This is a genomic window from Streptomyces sp. NPDC096132, assembly GCF_044763345.1.
Classification (GTDB): Bacteria; Actinomycetota; Actinomycetes; order Streptomycetales; family Streptomycetaceae; genus Streptomyces.
This window is the reverse complement of sequence record NZ_JBIWGA010000009.1, coordinates 152,668-168,053: the sequence shown is the minus strand read 5'-3', so window position 1 is coordinate 168,053 and position 15,386 is coordinate 152,668. Positions and strand designations below refer to the sequence as shown.

Sequence of the window (15,386 nt, the reverse complement as noted above, 5' to 3'; positions counted from 1 at the left end):
ATGTCCGGCCACTCTAAATGGGCTACGACGAAGCACAAGAAGGCCGTGATCGACGCCAAGCGCGGCAAGCTCTTCGCGAAGCTGATCAAGAACATCGAGGTCGCTGCGCGCATGGGCGGCGTCGACCTGGAAGGCAACCCGACGCTGTACGACGCCGTGCAGAAGGCCAAGAAGCAGTCGGTGCCGAACAAGAACATCGACTCCGCGATCAAGCGCGGCGGCGGTCTCGAGGCCGGCGGTGCCGACTACGAGACGATCATGTACGAGGGCTACGGCCCGAGCGGCGTCGCGGTGCTCATCGAGTGCCTCACCGACAACCGCAACCGCGCCGCCTCCGACGTCCGCGTCGCCATGACCCGCAACGGCGGCAACATGGCCGACCCGGGCTCCGTGTCGTACATGTTCAGCCGCAAGGGCGTCGTGATCGTCCCCAAGGGCGAGCTGAGCGAGGACGACGTCCTCGGCGCCGTCCTGGACGCGGGCGCCGAGGAGGTCAACGACCTCGGTGAGACCTACGAGGTCATCAGCGAGGCCACCGACCTGGTCGCGGTCCGCACCGCCCTCCAGGAGGCCGGGATCGACTACGACTCCGCCGAATCCAGCTTCGTGCCGTCCGTCCAGGTCGAACTGGACGAGGAGGGTGCCAAGAAGATCTTCAAGCTGATCGACGCCCTCGAGGACAGCGACGACGTGCAGAACGTCTTCGCCAACTTCGACGTCAGCGACGAGATCATGGAGAAGGTCGACGCGTAACGCTGCCGCGGGCTGAGCGGATTCGGCGGGCCGGTGGGACACGTCCTACCGGCCCGCCGCCGTTGTCAGTGGCACCCGATAGCCTGCACAAACAGGCGATCGACGGGCCGAGGCCCAGAGGGAGGGGGCGCGTGCGCGTACTCGGGGTGGACCCCGGACTGACCCGGTGCGGTGTCGGTGTGGTCGAGGGAGTCGCGGGCCGGCCGCTCACCATGCTCGGCGTGGGTGTCGTCCGCACGCCGGCCGACGCCGAGCCGGCCCTGCGCCTGGTCGCCGTCGAACAGGGCATCGAACAGTGGCTGGACGAGTACCGGCCCGAGTTCGTCGCCGTGGAGCGCGTGTTCAGCCAGCACAACGTCCGTACGGTCATGGGCACCGCACAGGCCAGCGCCGTCGCCATGCTGTGCGCCGCCCGCCGCGGCATCCCCGTCGCGCTGCACACCCCCAGCGAGGTCAAGGCCGCCGTCACGGGCAGCGGACGCGCCGACAAGGCCCAGGTCGGCGCCATGGTGACCCGGCTGCTGCGGCTGAGCGCGCCGCCGAAGCCCGCCGACGCCGCCGACGCCCTCGCCCTCGCCATCTGCCACATCTGGCGCGCCCCCGCGCAGAACCGGCTCCAGCAGGCCGTCGCCCTGCACGCAGACAAAGCATCGATCGCATCGAAAGGCCGTACGGGATGATCGCCTTCGTGAGCGGACCGGTCGCCGCCCTCGCCCCCGACTCGGCGGTGGTCGAGGTGGGCGGCATCGGCATCGCCGTCCAGTGCACCCCCAACACCCTGTCCGGGCTGCGCATGGGCCGGCAGACGAAACTGGCCACCTCCCTGGTCGTCCGCGAGGACTCCCTCACGCTGTACGGCTTCGTCGACGACGACGAGCGCCAGGTCTTCGAGCTGCTCCAGACCGCGAGCGGGGTCGGACCGCGCCTCGCCCAGGCGATGCTCGCCGTGCACTCCCCGGACGCGCTGCGCCGAGCCGTGTCGACCGGCGACGAGAAGGCGCTGATCGCCGTCCCGGGCATCGGCAAGAAGGGCGCCCAGAAGCTCCTGCTGGAGCTGAAGGACCGGCTCGGCGAGCCCGTCGGCGCCCCCGCGATCGGCGCCCCGGTCAGCCAGGGCTGGCGCGACCAGCTGCATGCCGCCCTGATCGGCCTGGGCTACGCGACCCGCGAGGCCGACGAGGCCGTGGCGGCAGTGACCCCGCAGGCGGAGGCCGCGGAGGGCACCCCCCAGGTCGGCCACCTCCTGAGGGCCGCCCTCCAGACGCTGAACCGAGCCCGCTGACCCCGACGTACCGCGCCCGCCGACCCACCACCCCCTGAGGCACATCCATGAACTGGGACGACACGACCGACACCGACGCCCCCGAGGTGCACGGCGGCCCCGCCGGCGACCGGCTGGTGGGCTCCGTCGCCGACCGTGAGGACCAGGCCGTCGAGGCCGCTCTGCGCCCCAAGGACCTGGGCGAGTTCATCGGCCAGGAGAAGGTCCGCGAACAACTCGACCTCGTCCTGCGCGCCGCACGCGCGCGTGGGGCGACCGCCGACCATGTGCTGCTCTCCGGCGCCCCCGGCCTCGGCAAGACCACGCTCTCGATGATCATCGCGGCCGAGATGGGCGCCCCCATCCGCATCACCTCCGGCCCCGCCATCCAGCACGCGGGCGACCTCGCCGCGATCCTCTCCTCCCTCCAGGAGGGCGAGGTTCTCTTCCTCGACGAGATCCACCGCATGTCCCGGCCCGCCGAGGAGATGCTGTACATGGCGATGGAGGACTTCCGCGTCGACGTCATCGTCGGCAAGGGCCCCGGCGCCACCGCCATCCCCCTCGAACTGCCCCCCTTCACCCTGGTCGGCGCCACCACGCGCGCGGGCCTGCTGCCGCCCCCGCTGCGCGACCGCTTCGGCTTCACCGCGCACATGGAGTTCTACGAGCCCGCCGAGCTGCAGCGGGTGATCCACCGCTCCGCGAACCTCCTCGACGTCGAGATCGACACCGCCGGCGCGGCGGAGATCGCCGGCCGCTCCCGCGGCACGCCCCGCATCGCCAACCGCCTGCTGCGCCGCGTCCGCGACTACGCGCAGGTCAAGGCCGACGGCGTGATCACGCGCGACATCGCCTCGGCGGCCCTCGCCGTCTACGAGGTCGACGCGCGCGGCCTCGACCGGCTCGACCGCGCCGTCCTGGAGGCGCTGCTGAAACTGTTCGGCGGCGGCCCGGTCGGCCTGTCCACGCTGGCTGTCGCGGTGGGGGAGGAACGCGAGACAGTGGAGGAGGTGGCCGAGCCGTTCCTCGTACGCGAGGGACTGCTCGCCCGCACCCCGCGCGGACGGGTGGCCACCCCGGCCGCCTGGACACACCTCGGCCTCACCCCGCCCCGCACCGCCACGCCGGGAAACGGACAACAGGACCTGTTCGGGACCTGAGAGGTTCATCGGCGGGGGCAATGGCGAGGCCAGGAACCCAGGTGCCATGCTGAGCGTTGTTCCATGCACGCGGACTCGCTTAGACTCCGCCGATGCCGCCTTTGTAGGCAGCACACAACCAACCCCCATCCATCAGGCCGCTCAAACCATCGCGGTCGCTTGAAGGAAGTTCCGACCCGTGAGTCCTGTGACCCTCCTCCCGTTCATCGTGCTCATCGGGGCCATGTTCCTGATGACCCGGTCGGCCAAGAAGAAGCAGCAGCAGGCCGCCGACATGCGGAACCAAATGCAGCCAGGCAGTGGCGTCCGCACCATCGGGGGCATGTACGCGACGGTCAAGGAGGTCAGTGACGACACGGTCCTCCTCGACGCCGGTCCGGGCGTGGAACTGCTCTTCGCCAAGAACTCCATCGGTGCCGTCCTGACCGACGACGAGTACAACCGCATCGTCCACGGCATCGAGCACGACCTGAAGTCCGACTCCGACGTCGTCCCGGACGACGCCTCCTCCCTCACCGACTCCGCCGACGCCGACGAGCCCGCCGACGAAGCTGCCGCCGCCTCCGACGACAAGTCCGTCGACCTCGGCAAGAAGGACGCGTCCGATGAGGACGCGAAGGAGGCCGACGCGACCGAGGCCCCGAAGGCCGACGCCGACCAGGAGCCGGAGAAGACCGACGGCGACTCCGACGCGAAGAAGTAGTCACGCCCCCGGGGCACACGGGTCACACCCGTGCGCTCCGGGGCGTGTGCTTCTCGCAGGGAATCCCGACTACATGTCATGGCCGCCGCCCTGACCAGGCACGAGGCGGCCCGAGAGGGAGTACAAGAAGGTGGCAGCACCTAAGAAGGGCCGGAGCGCGAGCGCCCAGAGCAAGCCAGGGCGCTCGCTGGCCCTGATCCTGATCGCCATCGTGGGTCTCACCGGAGGCATGTTCGCCACCGGGCACACGACTCCGCGCCTTGGCATCGACCTCGCCGGCGGCACCAGCATCACGCTGGAGGCCAAGGCCGACCAGGGGTCCGCGATCAACAAGGCCAACATGGACACCGCGGTCGAGATCATGAACCGCCGTGTCAACGGTCTGGGTGTCTCCGAGGCGGAGGTGCAGACCCAGGGCGACCGCAACATCATCGTGAACATCCCCAAGGGCACCAACTCCAAGGAAGCCCGGGACCAGGTCGGCACCACCGCCAAGCTGTACTTCCGTCCGGTGCTGGCCCAGGAGGCCACCGGCACCGCCGCCACCGCCTCGCCGAGCGCGTCCGCCAGCGGCTCCTCCAGCGCCTCGCCGAGCTCGACGGCGAGCCCTTCGGCGACCTCCACCGGTGAGAAGGCGACCTCCTCGTCGTCCCCGTCGGCCACCGCCACCTCGCAGGGCCGCGCCGTCACGGACGCGCTGAAGGCCGACTCCACGCCGTCGTCGTCCGCCAGCGCCAAGGCCTCGGCCAGCCCGTCGGCCACCGCGAGCAGCAGCGCCGACGCCGCCGCCGAGGCCGAATCCGCCGCGCTCCAGGCCAAGTACGCGTCCTTGGACTGCACCAAGAAGTCCGTCCGCACCAAGGCCGGCGAGGGCGTCAAGCCCGGCGACGCGACCGTGGCCTGCGGTGAGATCGACGGCGTCTGGTACAAGTACCTGCTCGGCCCGGCCGCCGTCGACGGCACCGAGGTCGAGAAGGCCTCGGCCGTCTACGACACGCAGACCGCCGCCGGCTGGCAGGTCACCATGGACTTCAACGGCAAGGGCACGAAGAAGTTCGCGGACGTCACCGCCCAGCTGGCGCAGAACACCCAGCCGCAGAACGAGTTCGCCATCGTCCTCGACGGCGATGTCGTCTCCAGCCCGTACGTGCAGTCCTCCATCACCGGTGGCAACGCCCAGATCTCCGGCAGCTTCACGCAGGACGAGGCCCAGAACCTCGCCAACATGCTGTCGTACGGTGCGCTCCCGCTCTCCTTCAAGGAGCAGAGCGTGACCACCGTGACCGCCGCGCTCGGCGGTGACCAGCTGCACGCCGGTCTGCTGGCCGGCGCCATCGGCCTCGCCCTGGTCGTGATCTACCTGGTGGCCTACTACCGGGGTCTGTCGCTCGTCGCGATCGCCTCGCTGCTGGTCTCCGGCGCCCTCACCTACGTGCTCATGGCGCTGCTCGGCCCGGCCATCGGCTTCGCGCTCAACCTGCCCGCGGTCTGTGGTGCCATCGTCGCGATCGGTATCACAGCGGACTCGTTCATCGTGTACTTCGAACGCGTCCGGGACGAGATCCGCGAGGGCCGCACCCTGCGCCCCGCCGTCGAGCGGGCCTGGCCGCGCGCCCGGCGCACCATCCTGGTCTCCGACTTCGTGTCGTTCCTCGCCGCCGCGGTGCTGTTCATCGTCACGGTCGGCAAGGTCCAGGGCTTCGCGTTCACGCTCGGTCTGACCACCGTCCTCGACGTCGTCGTGGTCTTCTTCTTCACCAAGCCGCTGATGACGCTGCTGGCCCGCCGGAAGTTCTTCGCCGAGGGCCACAAGTGGTCCGGGCTCGACCCGAAGAGCCTGGGTGCCAAGCCACCGCTGCGCCGCACCCGCCGTCCCTCCGCCCCCGTCGAGACGAAGGAGGCGTGAGAGCGATGTCGAAACTCGGCAACCTCGGCGCCCGACTGCACCGTGGCGAGGTCAGCTACGACTTCATCGGCCACCGCAAGCTCTGGTACGGCATCTCGATCCTGATCACCATCACGGCCATCCTCGGCCTGGCGGTGCGCGGCCTGAACATGGGCATCGACTTCCAGGGCGGCGCGGTCTTCACCACCCCGAAGAACACCCACGTCTCCGTCTCCCAGGCCGAGGACTCCGCCGAGGCGGCCTCCGGTCACCAGGCGGTCGTCCAGAAGCTCGGCGACGGCTCGCTGCGCATCCAGATCGCCGGCATGGACACCCAGCAGTCCGACGCGATCAAGGAAGACCTCGCCAAGGACTTCAAGCTCGACTCGGAGTCCATCGCCGCCGACCTCGTCGGTCCCAGCTGGGGCGACCAGATCGCAAACAAGGCCTGGCAGGGCTTGGCGATCTTCATGATCCTGGTCGTGATCTATCTGGCGATCGCCTTCGAGTGGCGCATGGCCATCGCGGCGCTCGTCGCCCTGATCCACGACATCACGATCACGGTCGGCATCTACGCCCTTGTCGGCTTCGAGGTCACGCCCGGTACGGTGATCGGTCTGCTGACCATCCTCGGTTACTCGCTGTACGACACCGTCGTCGTCTTCGACTCCCTCAAGGAACAGACGAAGGACCTCACCAAGCAGACCCGCTTCACCTACAGCGAGGTCGCCAACCGCTCGATCAACGGCACCCTGGTCCGCTCCATCAACACCACGGTGGTCGCGCTGCTGCCGGTCGCGGGCCTGCTGTTCATCGGCGGCGGTGTCCTCGGCGCGGGCACGCTCAACGACATCTCGCTGTCGCTGTTCGTCGGCCTCGCGGCCGGTGCCTACTCCTCGATCTTCATCGCCACGCCGCTCGTCGCCGACCTCAAGGAGCGCGAGCCGCAGATGAAGGCCCTGAGGAAGCGCGTCCTGGCCAAGCGCGCCCAGGCCGCGGCCGACGAGGAACTGGCCGAGAGCCGCGGTGACTTCGGGGGCGAGCCCGAGGAAGCCACTCCGGCGGTCGTCGGACCGCGCGACCAGTCCGGGCCGCGCAGCCGTCGCCGGCCTTCGGGGAAGCGCCGATGACCGACATCAAGGAGCTGCTGCTCAGCCGCATCCGCGATGTGGCCGACTACCCGGAGCAGGGCGTGATGTTCAAGGACATCACCCCGCTCCTGGCGGACCCGGCCGCGTTCACCGCGCTCACCGACGCCGTCGCCGAGATCGCCGAGCGCACCGGCGCCACCAAGGTCGTCGGCCTGGAGGCCCGGGGCTTCATCCTGGGCGCCCCGGTCGCCGTCCGCGCCGGTCTCGGCTTCATCCCGGTCCGCAAGGCGGGCAAGCTCCCCGGAGCCACCCTCGCCCAGTCCTACGACCTGGAGTACGGCTCGGCGGAGATCGAGGTGCACGCCGAGGACATCGGCGCCGACGACCGGATCCTGATCGTCGACGACGTGCTCGCCACCGGCGGCACCGCCGAGGCGGCGATCCAGCTCATCCACCGTGCGGGCGCCGAGGTCGCGGGCGTCGCCGTCCTGATGGAGCTGAGCTTCCTCGACGGTCGCCCCCGTCTGGAGGCGGCGCTCGGCGGGGCCCCGCTGGAGGCCCTGCTGACCGTCTGAGCCACGGCTGAAAACCGCCGTACGTCAAGGGGGCGGGCCCGGAGGAATCCGGCGCCCGCCTCTTGCGTTTCTCGGGTAGACGGCCCTCACATCGGCCTGAAGGCGATCCTGGAGCCCAGGATCGCTACGATGGGTCCTCCGGAGCCTGACCGGGGACCCGGATCGCGCACGAGGAGTCCTCTTGCCAGACGAGGCCCAGCACCTGACCGCCGCCAAGCCCGAGTCCGCCTCGGCGCCCGCGGCCAAGCCCGCGCCGGCCGACGCACACGGACCGGTCGAGCACGACCGTTCCGCGCCCGTCGACAAGCCGGCCGAGCAGCCGCGCCCGAAGCCGGCTCCGCCCGAGCGCGCGGCGGCGGCGCAGCCACCGGCCCGTTCCGGCTCCTCCAACCGCGTCCGTGCCCGCCTCGCCCGCCTCGGCGTCCAGCGCGCCAACCCGTACAACCCGGTCCTGGAGCCGCTGCTGCGGATAGTGCGCAGCAACGACCCCAAGACCGAGACGGCGACCCTCCGCCAGATCGAGAAGGCCTACCAGGTCGCCGAGCGCTGGCACCGCGGTCAGAAGCGCAAGAGCGGCGACCCGTACATCACCCACCCCCTCGCGGTGACCACGATCCTCGCCGAACTCGGCATGGACCCGGCCACGCTGATGGCGGGCCTGCTGCACGACACCGTCGAGGACACCGAGTACGGTCTGGACGACCTGCGCCGCGACTTCGGCGACGTCGTCGCGCTGCTCGTCGACGGCGTCACCAAGCTGGACAAGGTGAAGTTCGGCGAGGCCGCGCAGGCCGAGACCGTCCGCAAGATGGTCGTCGCCATGGCCAAGGACCCGCGCGTCCTGGTCATCAAGCTCGCCGACCGCCTGCACAACATGCGCACCATGCGCTACCTCAAGCGCGAGAAGCAGGAGAAGAAGGCGCGCGAGACCCTCGAGATCTACGCGCCGCTCGCCCACCGCCTCGGCATGAACACCATCAAGTGGGAGCTGGAGGACCTCGCCTTCGCGATCCTCTACCCCAAGATGTACGACGAGATCGTACGGCTGGTGGCCGAAAGGGCTCCGAAGCGTGACGAGTATCTGGCCATAGTGACCGACGAGGTCCAGTCGGACCTGCGCGCCGCCCGTATCAAGGCGACCGTCACCGGCCGCCCCAAGCACTACTACAGCGTCTACCAGAAGATGATCGTCCGCGGCCGGGACTTCGCGGAGATCTACGACCTGGTGGGCATCCGCGTCCTGGTGGACACCGTCCGCGACTGCTACGCGGCCCTGGGCACCGTCCACGCCCGCTGGAACCCGGTTCCGGGGCGGTTCAAGGACTACATCGCGATGCCCAAGTTCAACATGTACCAGTCGCTGCACACGACGGTCATCGGGCCCAACGGCAAGCCGGTCGAACTCCAGATCCGCACCTTCGACATGCACCGCCGCGCCGAGTACGGCATCGCCGCGCACTGGAAGTACAAGCAGGAGGCCGTCGCCGGCGCCTCCAAGGTCCGCACCGACGTGCCGAAGGCCGGCAAGGGCAAGGACGACCACCTCAACGACATGGCGTGGCTGCGCCAGCTGCTCGACTGGCAGAAGGAGACCGAGGACCCCAGCGAGTTCCTGGAGTCCCTGCGCTTCGACCTGTCCCGCAACGAGGTCTTCGTCTTCACCCCCAAGGGCGATGTCATAGCGCTCCCGGCCGGTGCCACCCCGGTTGACTTCGCCTACGCCGTCCACACCGAGGTCGGCCACCGCACCATAGGAGCGAGGGTCAACGGCAGGCTCGTACCGCTCGAATCGACCCTGGACAACGGCGACCTGGTCGAGGTCTTCACCTCCAAGGCGACCGGCGCCGGCCCGTCCCGCGACTGGCTCGGCTTCGTCAAGTCGCCGCGGGCCCGCAACAAGATCCGGGCGTGGTTCTCCAAGGAGCGCCGCGACGAGGCGATCGAGCAGGGCAAGGACGCCATCGCGCGGGCGATGCGCAAGCAGAACCTGCCGATCCAGCGCATCCTCACCGGCGACTCCCTCGTCACGCTCGCGCACGAGATGCGCTACCCGGACATCTCCTCGCTGTACGCGGCGATCGGCGAGGGCCATGTGGCCGCGCAGAACGTCGTGCAGAAGCTGGTGCAGGCGCTCGGCGGCGAGGAGGCGGCCACCGAGGAGATCGACGAGGCGGTCCCGCCGTCCCGCACCCGGGGCCGCAAGCGGCGCAGCAACCAGGACCCCGGCGTCGTGGTCAAGGGCGTCGACGACGTCTGGGTCAAGCTGGCCCGCTGCTGTACGCCCGTCCCCGGTGACCCGATCATCGGTTTCGTCACCCGCGGTAGTGGCGTATCGGTTCACCGCAGCGACTGCGTCAACGTGGAGTCACTGTCCCGTGAGCCGGAGCGCATCCTCGAGGTCGAGTGGGCACCCACCCAGTCCTCGGTCTTCCTGGTCGCCATCCAGGTCGAGGCCCTGGACCGCTCGCGACTGCTGTCGGACGTCACCCGCGTCCTGTCCGACCAGCACGTCAACATCCTCTCCGCGGCCGTCCAGACCTCCCGCGACCGGGTCGCCACGTCCCGCTTCACGTTCGAGATGGGCGACCCGAAGCACCTGGGCCACGTCCTGAAGGCCGTACGGGGCGTGGAGGGCGTGTACGACGTCTACCGGGTCACCTCGGCCCGCCGCCCGTAGCAGAGCATGAGGAAGGCCCCCGTACACCGCGTACGGGGGCCTTCCTCATGCCGGTGGCGGTGTCAGCCGCCGAACTCCTGCAGACCCTTCAGCGCCTGGTCCAGCAGGGCCTGGCGGCCCTCCAGCTCGCGCTCCAGCTTCTCGGCACGGGCGGAGTTGCCCTGGGCACGGGCCTGCTCGATCTGCGCCCCGAGCTTGTCCACCGCGGCCTGCAGCTGGCCGGTCAGACCCTCGGCACGCGCGCGTGCCTCCGGGTTCGTACGGCGCCACTCGGCCTCCTCGGCCTCCTGGATCGCCCGCTCCACGGTGTGCATCCGGCCCTCGACCTTCGGCCGGGCGTCCCGCGGGACATGGCCGATGGCCTCCCAGCGCTCGTTGATCGAGCGGAACGTGGCGCGCGCCGACTTCAGGTCACCGATCGGCAGGAGCTTCTCGGCCTCCTCGGCCAGCTCCTCCTTCAGCTTCAGGTTCTCCGACTGCTCGGCGTCCCGCTCGGCGAAGACCGAGCTGCGGGCGGCGAAGAAGATGTCCTGGGCGCCGCGGAAGCGGTTCCACAGGTCGTCCTCGTGCTCGCGCTGGGCGCGGCCCGCGGCCTTCCAGTCGGCCATCAGCTCGCGGTAGCGGGCGGCCGTCGGACCCCAGTCCGTCGAGCCCGACAGCGCCTCGGCCTCGGCGACCAGCCGCTCCTTCGTCCGGCGGGCCTCCTCGCGCTGCGCGTCCAGCTGCGCGAAGTGGGCCTTGCGGCGCTTGGAGAACGCCGAGCGCGCGTGCGAGAACCGGTGCCACAGCTCGTCGTCGGACTTGCGGTCCAGGCGCGGCAGGCCCTTCCAGGTGTCCACCAGCGCCCGCAGCCGCTCACCGGCCGCCCGCCACTGGTCGGACTGCGCCAGCTGCTCCGCCTCGACGACCAGGTCCTCCTTGGCCTTGCGGGCCTCGTCGGACTGCTTGGCCCGCTGCTGCTTGCGCTCCTCGCGGCGCGACTCGACCGCCTTCACCAGCTTGTCCAGCCGGCCCTTCAGCGCGTCCAGGTCGCCGACCGCGTGGTGTGCGTCGACCTGCTCACGGATGTGGTCGATGGCGACCTGGGCGTCCTTGGCCGACAGGTCGGTCGTCTGCACTCGCTTCTCGAGGAGGCCGATCTCGACAACCAGGCCCTCGTACTTGCGCTCGAAGTAGGCCAGCGCCTCCTCGGGGGAGCCGGCCTGCCAGGATCCGACGACCTGCTCGCCGTCGGCCGTACGCACGTACACGGTCCCCGTCTCGTCGACGCGGCCCCACGGGTCGCTGCTCACAGCGCCTCCTCCACATGATGCCTCCGAGGGGCTACGGCGCCCCTGGGCATCGTCCACAGTTTCGTCACGGCCAACATAGGCGACCGGCGGGGCGCCTGTCCGCATCCAGCGCGACCGAAATTCCGCTGTTGGCCGCCCGGATGTCGCCACTCGGCGCCCCTGGTCGTCAGGACTTCGTGACCGTCGCCTTGTCGATCACGACCGTCGCGTTCGGGGCACCGTCACCGGCGCCGGTGTTCTCGCCCGCGGCGGCGATCTTCTTCAGGACCTTCATGCCCTCGGCCGACACCGTACCGAAGGGGGTGTAGCTGGGCGGGAGCGAACTGTCCTGGTAGACGAGGAAGAACTGGCTGCCGCCGGTGTGCGCCTGCCCGGTGTTGGCCATCGCGACCGTGCCCGCCGGGTAGATGTTGTCCTTGAGGCTCTTGTCCTTCAGGTTCTCGTCCGGAATGGTGTAGCCGGGCCCGCCGCTGCCGCTGCCCGTCGGGTCGCCGCACTGCAGCACGTAGATGCCGTTGGTGGTCAGGCGGTGGCACTTCGTGTGGTCGAAGTAGCCCTTGTTGGCGAGGAAGTCGAACGAGTTGACCGTGTGCGGAGCCGCGGCCGTCTTGAGCGCTATGTCGATGTCACCGCACGTCGTCGCCAGCTTCATGGTGTAGTCGGCGGACTTGTCGATGGTGATCGCCGGCTCCTTCTTCCAGGTCAGCTCCTTGACCTTGCCGGCGGCGGCCTTCTCGCACGGGTCCTTCACGGCGCTGGGCGACGCGTCCGGGCTCGCCTCCGAGCTCGCGTTCGCCTTGTCGTCCTTGTCGTCCTTGAGGACGCCCGTCGTGTACAGCGTGAGGCTGCCCACCAGGATCACGCCGAGGACCGACGCGATCACCGAGTTGCGCACGCGCGCCTTGCGCCGCGCGGCCGTGCGGCGCTGCTGCTGCCGCAAGAACTTCTCCCGGGCGAGCTGACGCTTGCGCTGTTCCTGGGTGACCACCGGGTTCTCTCCTCGTGCGTCTCGTACGTCGACGGGTACGCGTGCGTCTTGTGATCCGACCGCGTGCGTGTGCCCCGTACCGTATATGGGTTCGCTGAGGAAACGGCAGCGCCGGTAGTCTCTGACAGCGGCGGTTGCCGTTCGTAAGCCGCCCGTATCGACACAACGAAGGACGATCGTGCTCATTGCCGGGTTCCCCGCCGGGGCCTGGGGGACGAACTGTTATCTCGTCGCCCCCGCCGCCGGTGAGGAGTGCGTGATCATCGACCCGGGCCACCAGGCGGCCCCCGGAGTCGAGGAAGCACTGAAGAAGCATCGGCTCAAGCCCGTCGCCGTCGTCCTCACCCACGGCCACCTCGACCATGTGGCCTCGGTCGTCCCCGTGTGCGGCGCGCACGACGTACCGGCCTGGATCCACCCCGAGGACCGGTACATGATGAGCGACCCCGAGAAGGCGCTCGGCCGCTCCATCGGGATGCCGCTGATGGGCGAACTGACCGTGGGGGAGCCGGACGACGTTCGTGAGCTGACCGACGGCGTGCAACTGGGCCTGGCGGGTCTGGAGTTCTCCGTCGCGCACGCGCCGGGCCATACCAAGGGGTCGGTGACCTTCCGGATGCCCGAGACGACCGAGATCCCCTCGGTCTTCTTCTCCGGGGATCTGCTGTTCGCCGGCTCCATCGGACGCACCGACCTGCCCGGCGGTGACATGGCCGAGATGCTCGACTCGCTGGCCCGCGTGTGCCTGCCGCTCGACGACTCGACCGTGGTGCTGTCCGGCCACGGCCCCCAGACGACCATCGGCCAGGAGCGCGCCACCAACCCGTATCTGCGGCAGGTGGCCGCCGGCGGCCAGGGAGCAGCTCAGGCTCCCCGACGAGGAATGTGACGAGAGACCTTCCGTGAGTACCTTCCAGGCCCCCAAGGGCACGTACGACCTTCTGCCGCCCGACTCCGCCAAGTACCTCGCCGTCCGTGAGGCGATCGCCGCGCCGCTGCGCAACTCCGGCTACGGCTATGTCGAGACGCCCGGCTTCGAGAGCGTGGAACTGTTCGCGCGCGGTGTGGGTGAGTCCACCGACATCGTGACCAAGGAGATGTACGCCTTCGAGACCAAGGGCGGCGACAAGCTGGCGCTGCGCCCCGAGGGCACGGCCTCCGTGCTGCGCGCCGCCCTGGAGGCCAACCTGCACAAGGCGGGCAACCTCCCCGTCAAGCTCTGGTACTCCGGCTCGTACTACCGCTACGAGCGTCCCCAGAAGGGCCGCTACCGTCACTTCTCCCAGGTCGGCGCCGAGGCGATCGGCGCGGAGGACCCGGCGCTCGACGCCGAGCTGATCATCCTGGCCGACCAGGCGTACCGCTCGCTGGGCCTCAGGAACTTCCGCATCCTCCTCAACAGCCTGGGCGACAAGGAGTGCCGTCCGGTCTACCGGGCAGCGCTGCAGGACTTCCTGCGCGGCCTCGACCTGGACGAGGACACCCTGCGCCGCTCCGAGATCAACCCCCTCCGCGTCCTGGACGACAAGCGCGAGTCGGTCCAGAAGCAGCTCGGGGACGCCCCGCTGCTGCGGGACTACCTCTGCGACGCCTGCAAGGCGTACCACGAGGAGGTCCGCGAGCTGATCACGGCCGCCGGCGTCTCCTTCGAGGACGACCCGAAGCTGGTCCGCGGTCTGGACTACTACACCCGTACGACCTTCGAGTTCGTCCACGACGGTCTGGGCTCCCAGTCCGCAGTGGGTGGCGGCGGCCGCTACGACGGCCTGTCGGAGATGATCGGCGGCCCCGCGCTGCCGTCCGTCGGCTGGGCGCTCGGCGTCGACCGCACGGTCCTCGCCCTGGAGGCGGAGGGCGTCGAACTCGACCTGCCGTCCGCGACCTCCGTCTACGCCGTCCCGCTGGGCGAGGAGGCCCGCCGGGTGCTGTTCGCGAAGATCACCGAGCTGCGCAAGCTCGGGGTCGCGGCCGACTTCTCCTACGGCGCGAAGGGGCTGAAGGGCGCGATGAAGAACGCCAACCGCAGCGGCGCCCGCTACGCGATCGTGGCCGGCGAACGCGACCTCGCCGAGGGCGTCGTCCAGCTCAAGGACATGGAGTCCGGCGAGCAGACGGCGATCGGCGTGAACGAGATCGTCGCGGAGCTGGAGTCCCGGCTCGGCTAGCACGCGGGTTCACCGAGTGAGGAAGGCGCCGGGTCGGCCGATCCGGCGCCTTCCTCATGCGCCCGGCCTCCTGGGGCCCGCGTACGTGGTGATTCACGTGTTTCCACGGAGGTGATCCGGTCCCCGACCCGCCAGGCTTCCTGGTGTCCGAAAGGTGGCAGTCGAAGGGGGGACCTCGCTGTGAAACTCGTGATCAGTGAGCGCTGGCGGGAAGCGGTCGGCCCGGGACCGGGCACGGAGGCCCGCCACATCCTGTGGCCCGCGTCCTTTCCCGGCACGCCCCGGGCCCGTGTCCCGGCCCACGCGCTGGCCGCGCTCCTCTTCGTGACCGCACTGTCCGGGGTCTTCCTGCTCTACTACTGGGCCGACAACCCCCAGATGCGCTGGGAGTACCGCTACGCCGCCCTCTGGCAGACGGTGGTGATCATGGCCGTACCGGTCCTGCCGATGTGGGCGGTCCTGAAGGGCGCCCTGCGGGGCTGGAAGGGGGTCTGGTACAAGCTGCTGAGCGCCGCGGCCTGGATACCTTCGGTGCCCGCGAGCTTTCTCGTCCTGCTGGTGGCGGCCGGGCAGACCCGCGGCACCTACTGCACCGGCGGCATCCACCTGCCCGAGCATCCGCTCCCGGACTACGCGGTGCCCCTGTGCATCGCGTCGGCGCTGGCGGCCGGGGCGGCGGCCGCGTGGCTGGTGTGGGTGGTCTCGCGCCGCCGCGCCCGGCCCGAGGACCTGTACCGGGTCTGGCTCACCGCGCTCCTCGTCACCCTCGTGACGACCCTGGCACCGTGGCTGGAGTCGGCCCAGACCTGCCGCACCGGAGCCTGACGGCCGCC

The 15,386-nt window shown here is 70.0% G+C and carries 14 protein-coding genes; 12 read left to right on the top strand and 2 right to left on the bottom strand.

What is annotated here, in order from left to right; translation table 11 throughout:
* The 9 genes from ACIRF9_RS22675 to ACIRF9_RS22635 all read left to right on the top strand — a co-directional run bounded on the left by ACIRF9_RS22675 (position 1) and on the right by ACIRF9_RS22635 (position 10,108).
* The gene (locus tag ACIRF9_RS22675) at positions 1-753 is read left to right on the top strand and encodes a YebC/PmpR family DNA-binding transcriptional regulator (protein ID WP_403825008.1); all 753 of its coding nucleotides are present in this window, start codon (positions 1-3) and stop codon (positions 751-753) included.
* A gap of 131 nt (positions 754-884) precedes the next feature.
* Positions 885-1,433 carry a crossover junction endodeoxyribonuclease RuvC gene (ruvC, locus tag ACIRF9_RS22670; RefSeq protein ID WP_403825005.1) on the top strand — a complete coding sequence of 183 codons (549 nt, stop codon included), beginning with the start codon at positions 885-887 and terminating at the stop codon, positions 1,431-1,433.
* The gene (ruvA, locus tag ACIRF9_RS22665) at positions 1,430-2,035 is read left to right on the top strand and encodes a Holliday junction branch migration protein RuvA (RefSeq protein ID WP_403825002.1); all 606 of its coding nucleotides are present in this window, start codon (positions 1,430-1,432) and stop codon (positions 2,033-2,035) included. Before ruvC ends, ruvA begins: the two co-directional genes overlap by 4 nt.
* 47 nt (positions 2,036-2,082) lie before the next feature.
* A complete protein-coding gene (ruvB, locus tag ACIRF9_RS22660) occupies positions 2,083-3,177 on the top strand; it encodes a Holliday junction branch migration DNA helicase RuvB (protein ID WP_403824999.1) in 1,095 nt (364 codons plus the stop codon).
* Positions 3,178-3,355: 178 nt separating this feature from the next.
* Positions 3,356-3,880 (top strand): preprotein translocase subunit YajC, encoded by a 525-nt coding sequence (yajC, locus tag ACIRF9_RS22655; RefSeq protein WP_403824996.1) that lies wholly within the window; start codon positions 3,356-3,358, stop codon positions 3,878-3,880.
* A 130-nt stretch (positions 3,881-4,010) separates the two neighbouring features.
* The gene (secD, locus tag ACIRF9_RS22650; protein WP_403824993.1) at positions 4,011-5,786 is read left to right on the top strand and encodes a protein translocase subunit SecD; all 1,776 of its coding nucleotides are present in this window, start codon (positions 4,011-4,013) and stop codon (positions 5,784-5,786) included.
* A gap of 5 nt (positions 5,787-5,791) precedes the next feature.
* Positions 5,792-6,895, top strand: coding sequence for a protein translocase subunit SecF (secF, locus tag ACIRF9_RS22645; RefSeq protein WP_403824990.1), 1,104 nt, complete (start codon positions 5,792-5,794; stop codon positions 6,893-6,895).
* The gene (locus ACIRF9_RS22640; protein ID WP_403824987.1) at positions 6,892-7,431 is read left to right on the top strand and encodes an adenine phosphoribosyltransferase; all 540 of its coding nucleotides are present in this window, start codon (positions 6,892-6,894) and stop codon (positions 7,429-7,431) included. Before secF ends, ACIRF9_RS22640 begins: the two co-directional genes overlap by 4 nt.
* Positions 7,432-7,612: 181 nt before the next feature.
* Complete coding sequence (locus ACIRF9_RS22635) at positions 7,613-10,108, top strand: RelA/SpoT family protein (RefSeq protein WP_403824984.1); 2,496 nt, start codon at positions 7,613-7,615, stop codon at positions 10,106-10,108.
* Between the two features lie 62 nt (positions 10,109-10,170).
* Here the strand turns inward: ACIRF9_RS22635 and ACIRF9_RS22630 are convergent, their stop codons facing one another.
* Positions 10,171-11,400, bottom strand: coding sequence for a DUF349 domain-containing protein (locus ACIRF9_RS22630; RefSeq protein ID WP_403824981.1), 1,230 nt, complete (start codon positions 11,398-11,400; stop codon positions 10,171-10,173).
* A gap of 166 nt (positions 11,401-11,566) precedes the next feature.
* The gene (locus ACIRF9_RS22625) at positions 11,567-12,388 is read right to left on the bottom strand and encodes a peptidylprolyl isomerase (protein WP_403824978.1); all 822 of its coding nucleotides are present in this window, start codon (positions 12,386-12,388) and stop codon (positions 11,567-11,569) included.
* 178 nt (positions 12,389-12,566) lie between these two features.
* Here ACIRF9_RS22625 and ACIRF9_RS22620 point away from each other — a divergent pair, with 178 nt between their 5' ends.
* From ACIRF9_RS22620 to ACIRF9_RS22610, 3 genes are all read left to right on the top strand, one after another.
* Positions 12,567-13,277 (top strand): MBL fold metallo-hydrolase, encoded by a 711-nt coding sequence (locus ACIRF9_RS22620; RefSeq protein ID WP_403824975.1) that lies wholly within the window; start codon positions 12,567-12,569, stop codon positions 13,275-13,277.
* Between the two features lie 13 nt (positions 13,278-13,290).
* Positions 13,291-14,553 carry a histidine--tRNA ligase gene (gene hisS, locus ACIRF9_RS22615; protein WP_403824973.1) on the top strand — a complete coding sequence of 421 codons (1,263 nt, stop codon included), beginning with the start codon at positions 13,291-13,293 and terminating at the stop codon, positions 14,551-14,553.
* Between the two features lie 180 nt (positions 14,554-14,733).
* The gene (locus ACIRF9_RS22610; RefSeq protein WP_403824970.1) at positions 14,734-15,378 is read left to right on the top strand and encodes a hypothetical protein; all 645 of its coding nucleotides are present in this window, start codon (positions 14,734-14,736) and stop codon (positions 15,376-15,378) included.
* The last annotated feature ends 8 nt before the right edge of the window (positions 15,379-15,386 follow it).

Coding starts and splice junctions, on each gene's coding strand:
- ACIRF9_RS22675 (WP_403825008.1), top strand. CDS start 1: ATGTCCGGCCACTCTAAATGGGCTACGACGAAGCACAAGAAGGCCGTG.
- ruvA (WP_403825002.1), top strand. CDS start 1,430: ATGATCGCCTTCGTGAGCGGACCGGTCGCCGCCCTCGCCCCCGACTCG.
- ruvB (WP_403824999.1), top strand. CDS start 2,083: ATGAACTGGGACGACACGACCGACACCGACGCCCCCGAGGTGCACGGC.
- secF (WP_403824990.1), top strand. CDS start 5,792: ATGTCGAAACTCGGCAACCTCGGCGCCCGACTGCACCGTGGCGAGGTC.
- ACIRF9_RS22640 (WP_403824987.1), top strand. CDS start 6,892: ATGACCGACATCAAGGAGCTGCTGCTCAGCCGCATCCGCGATGTGGCC.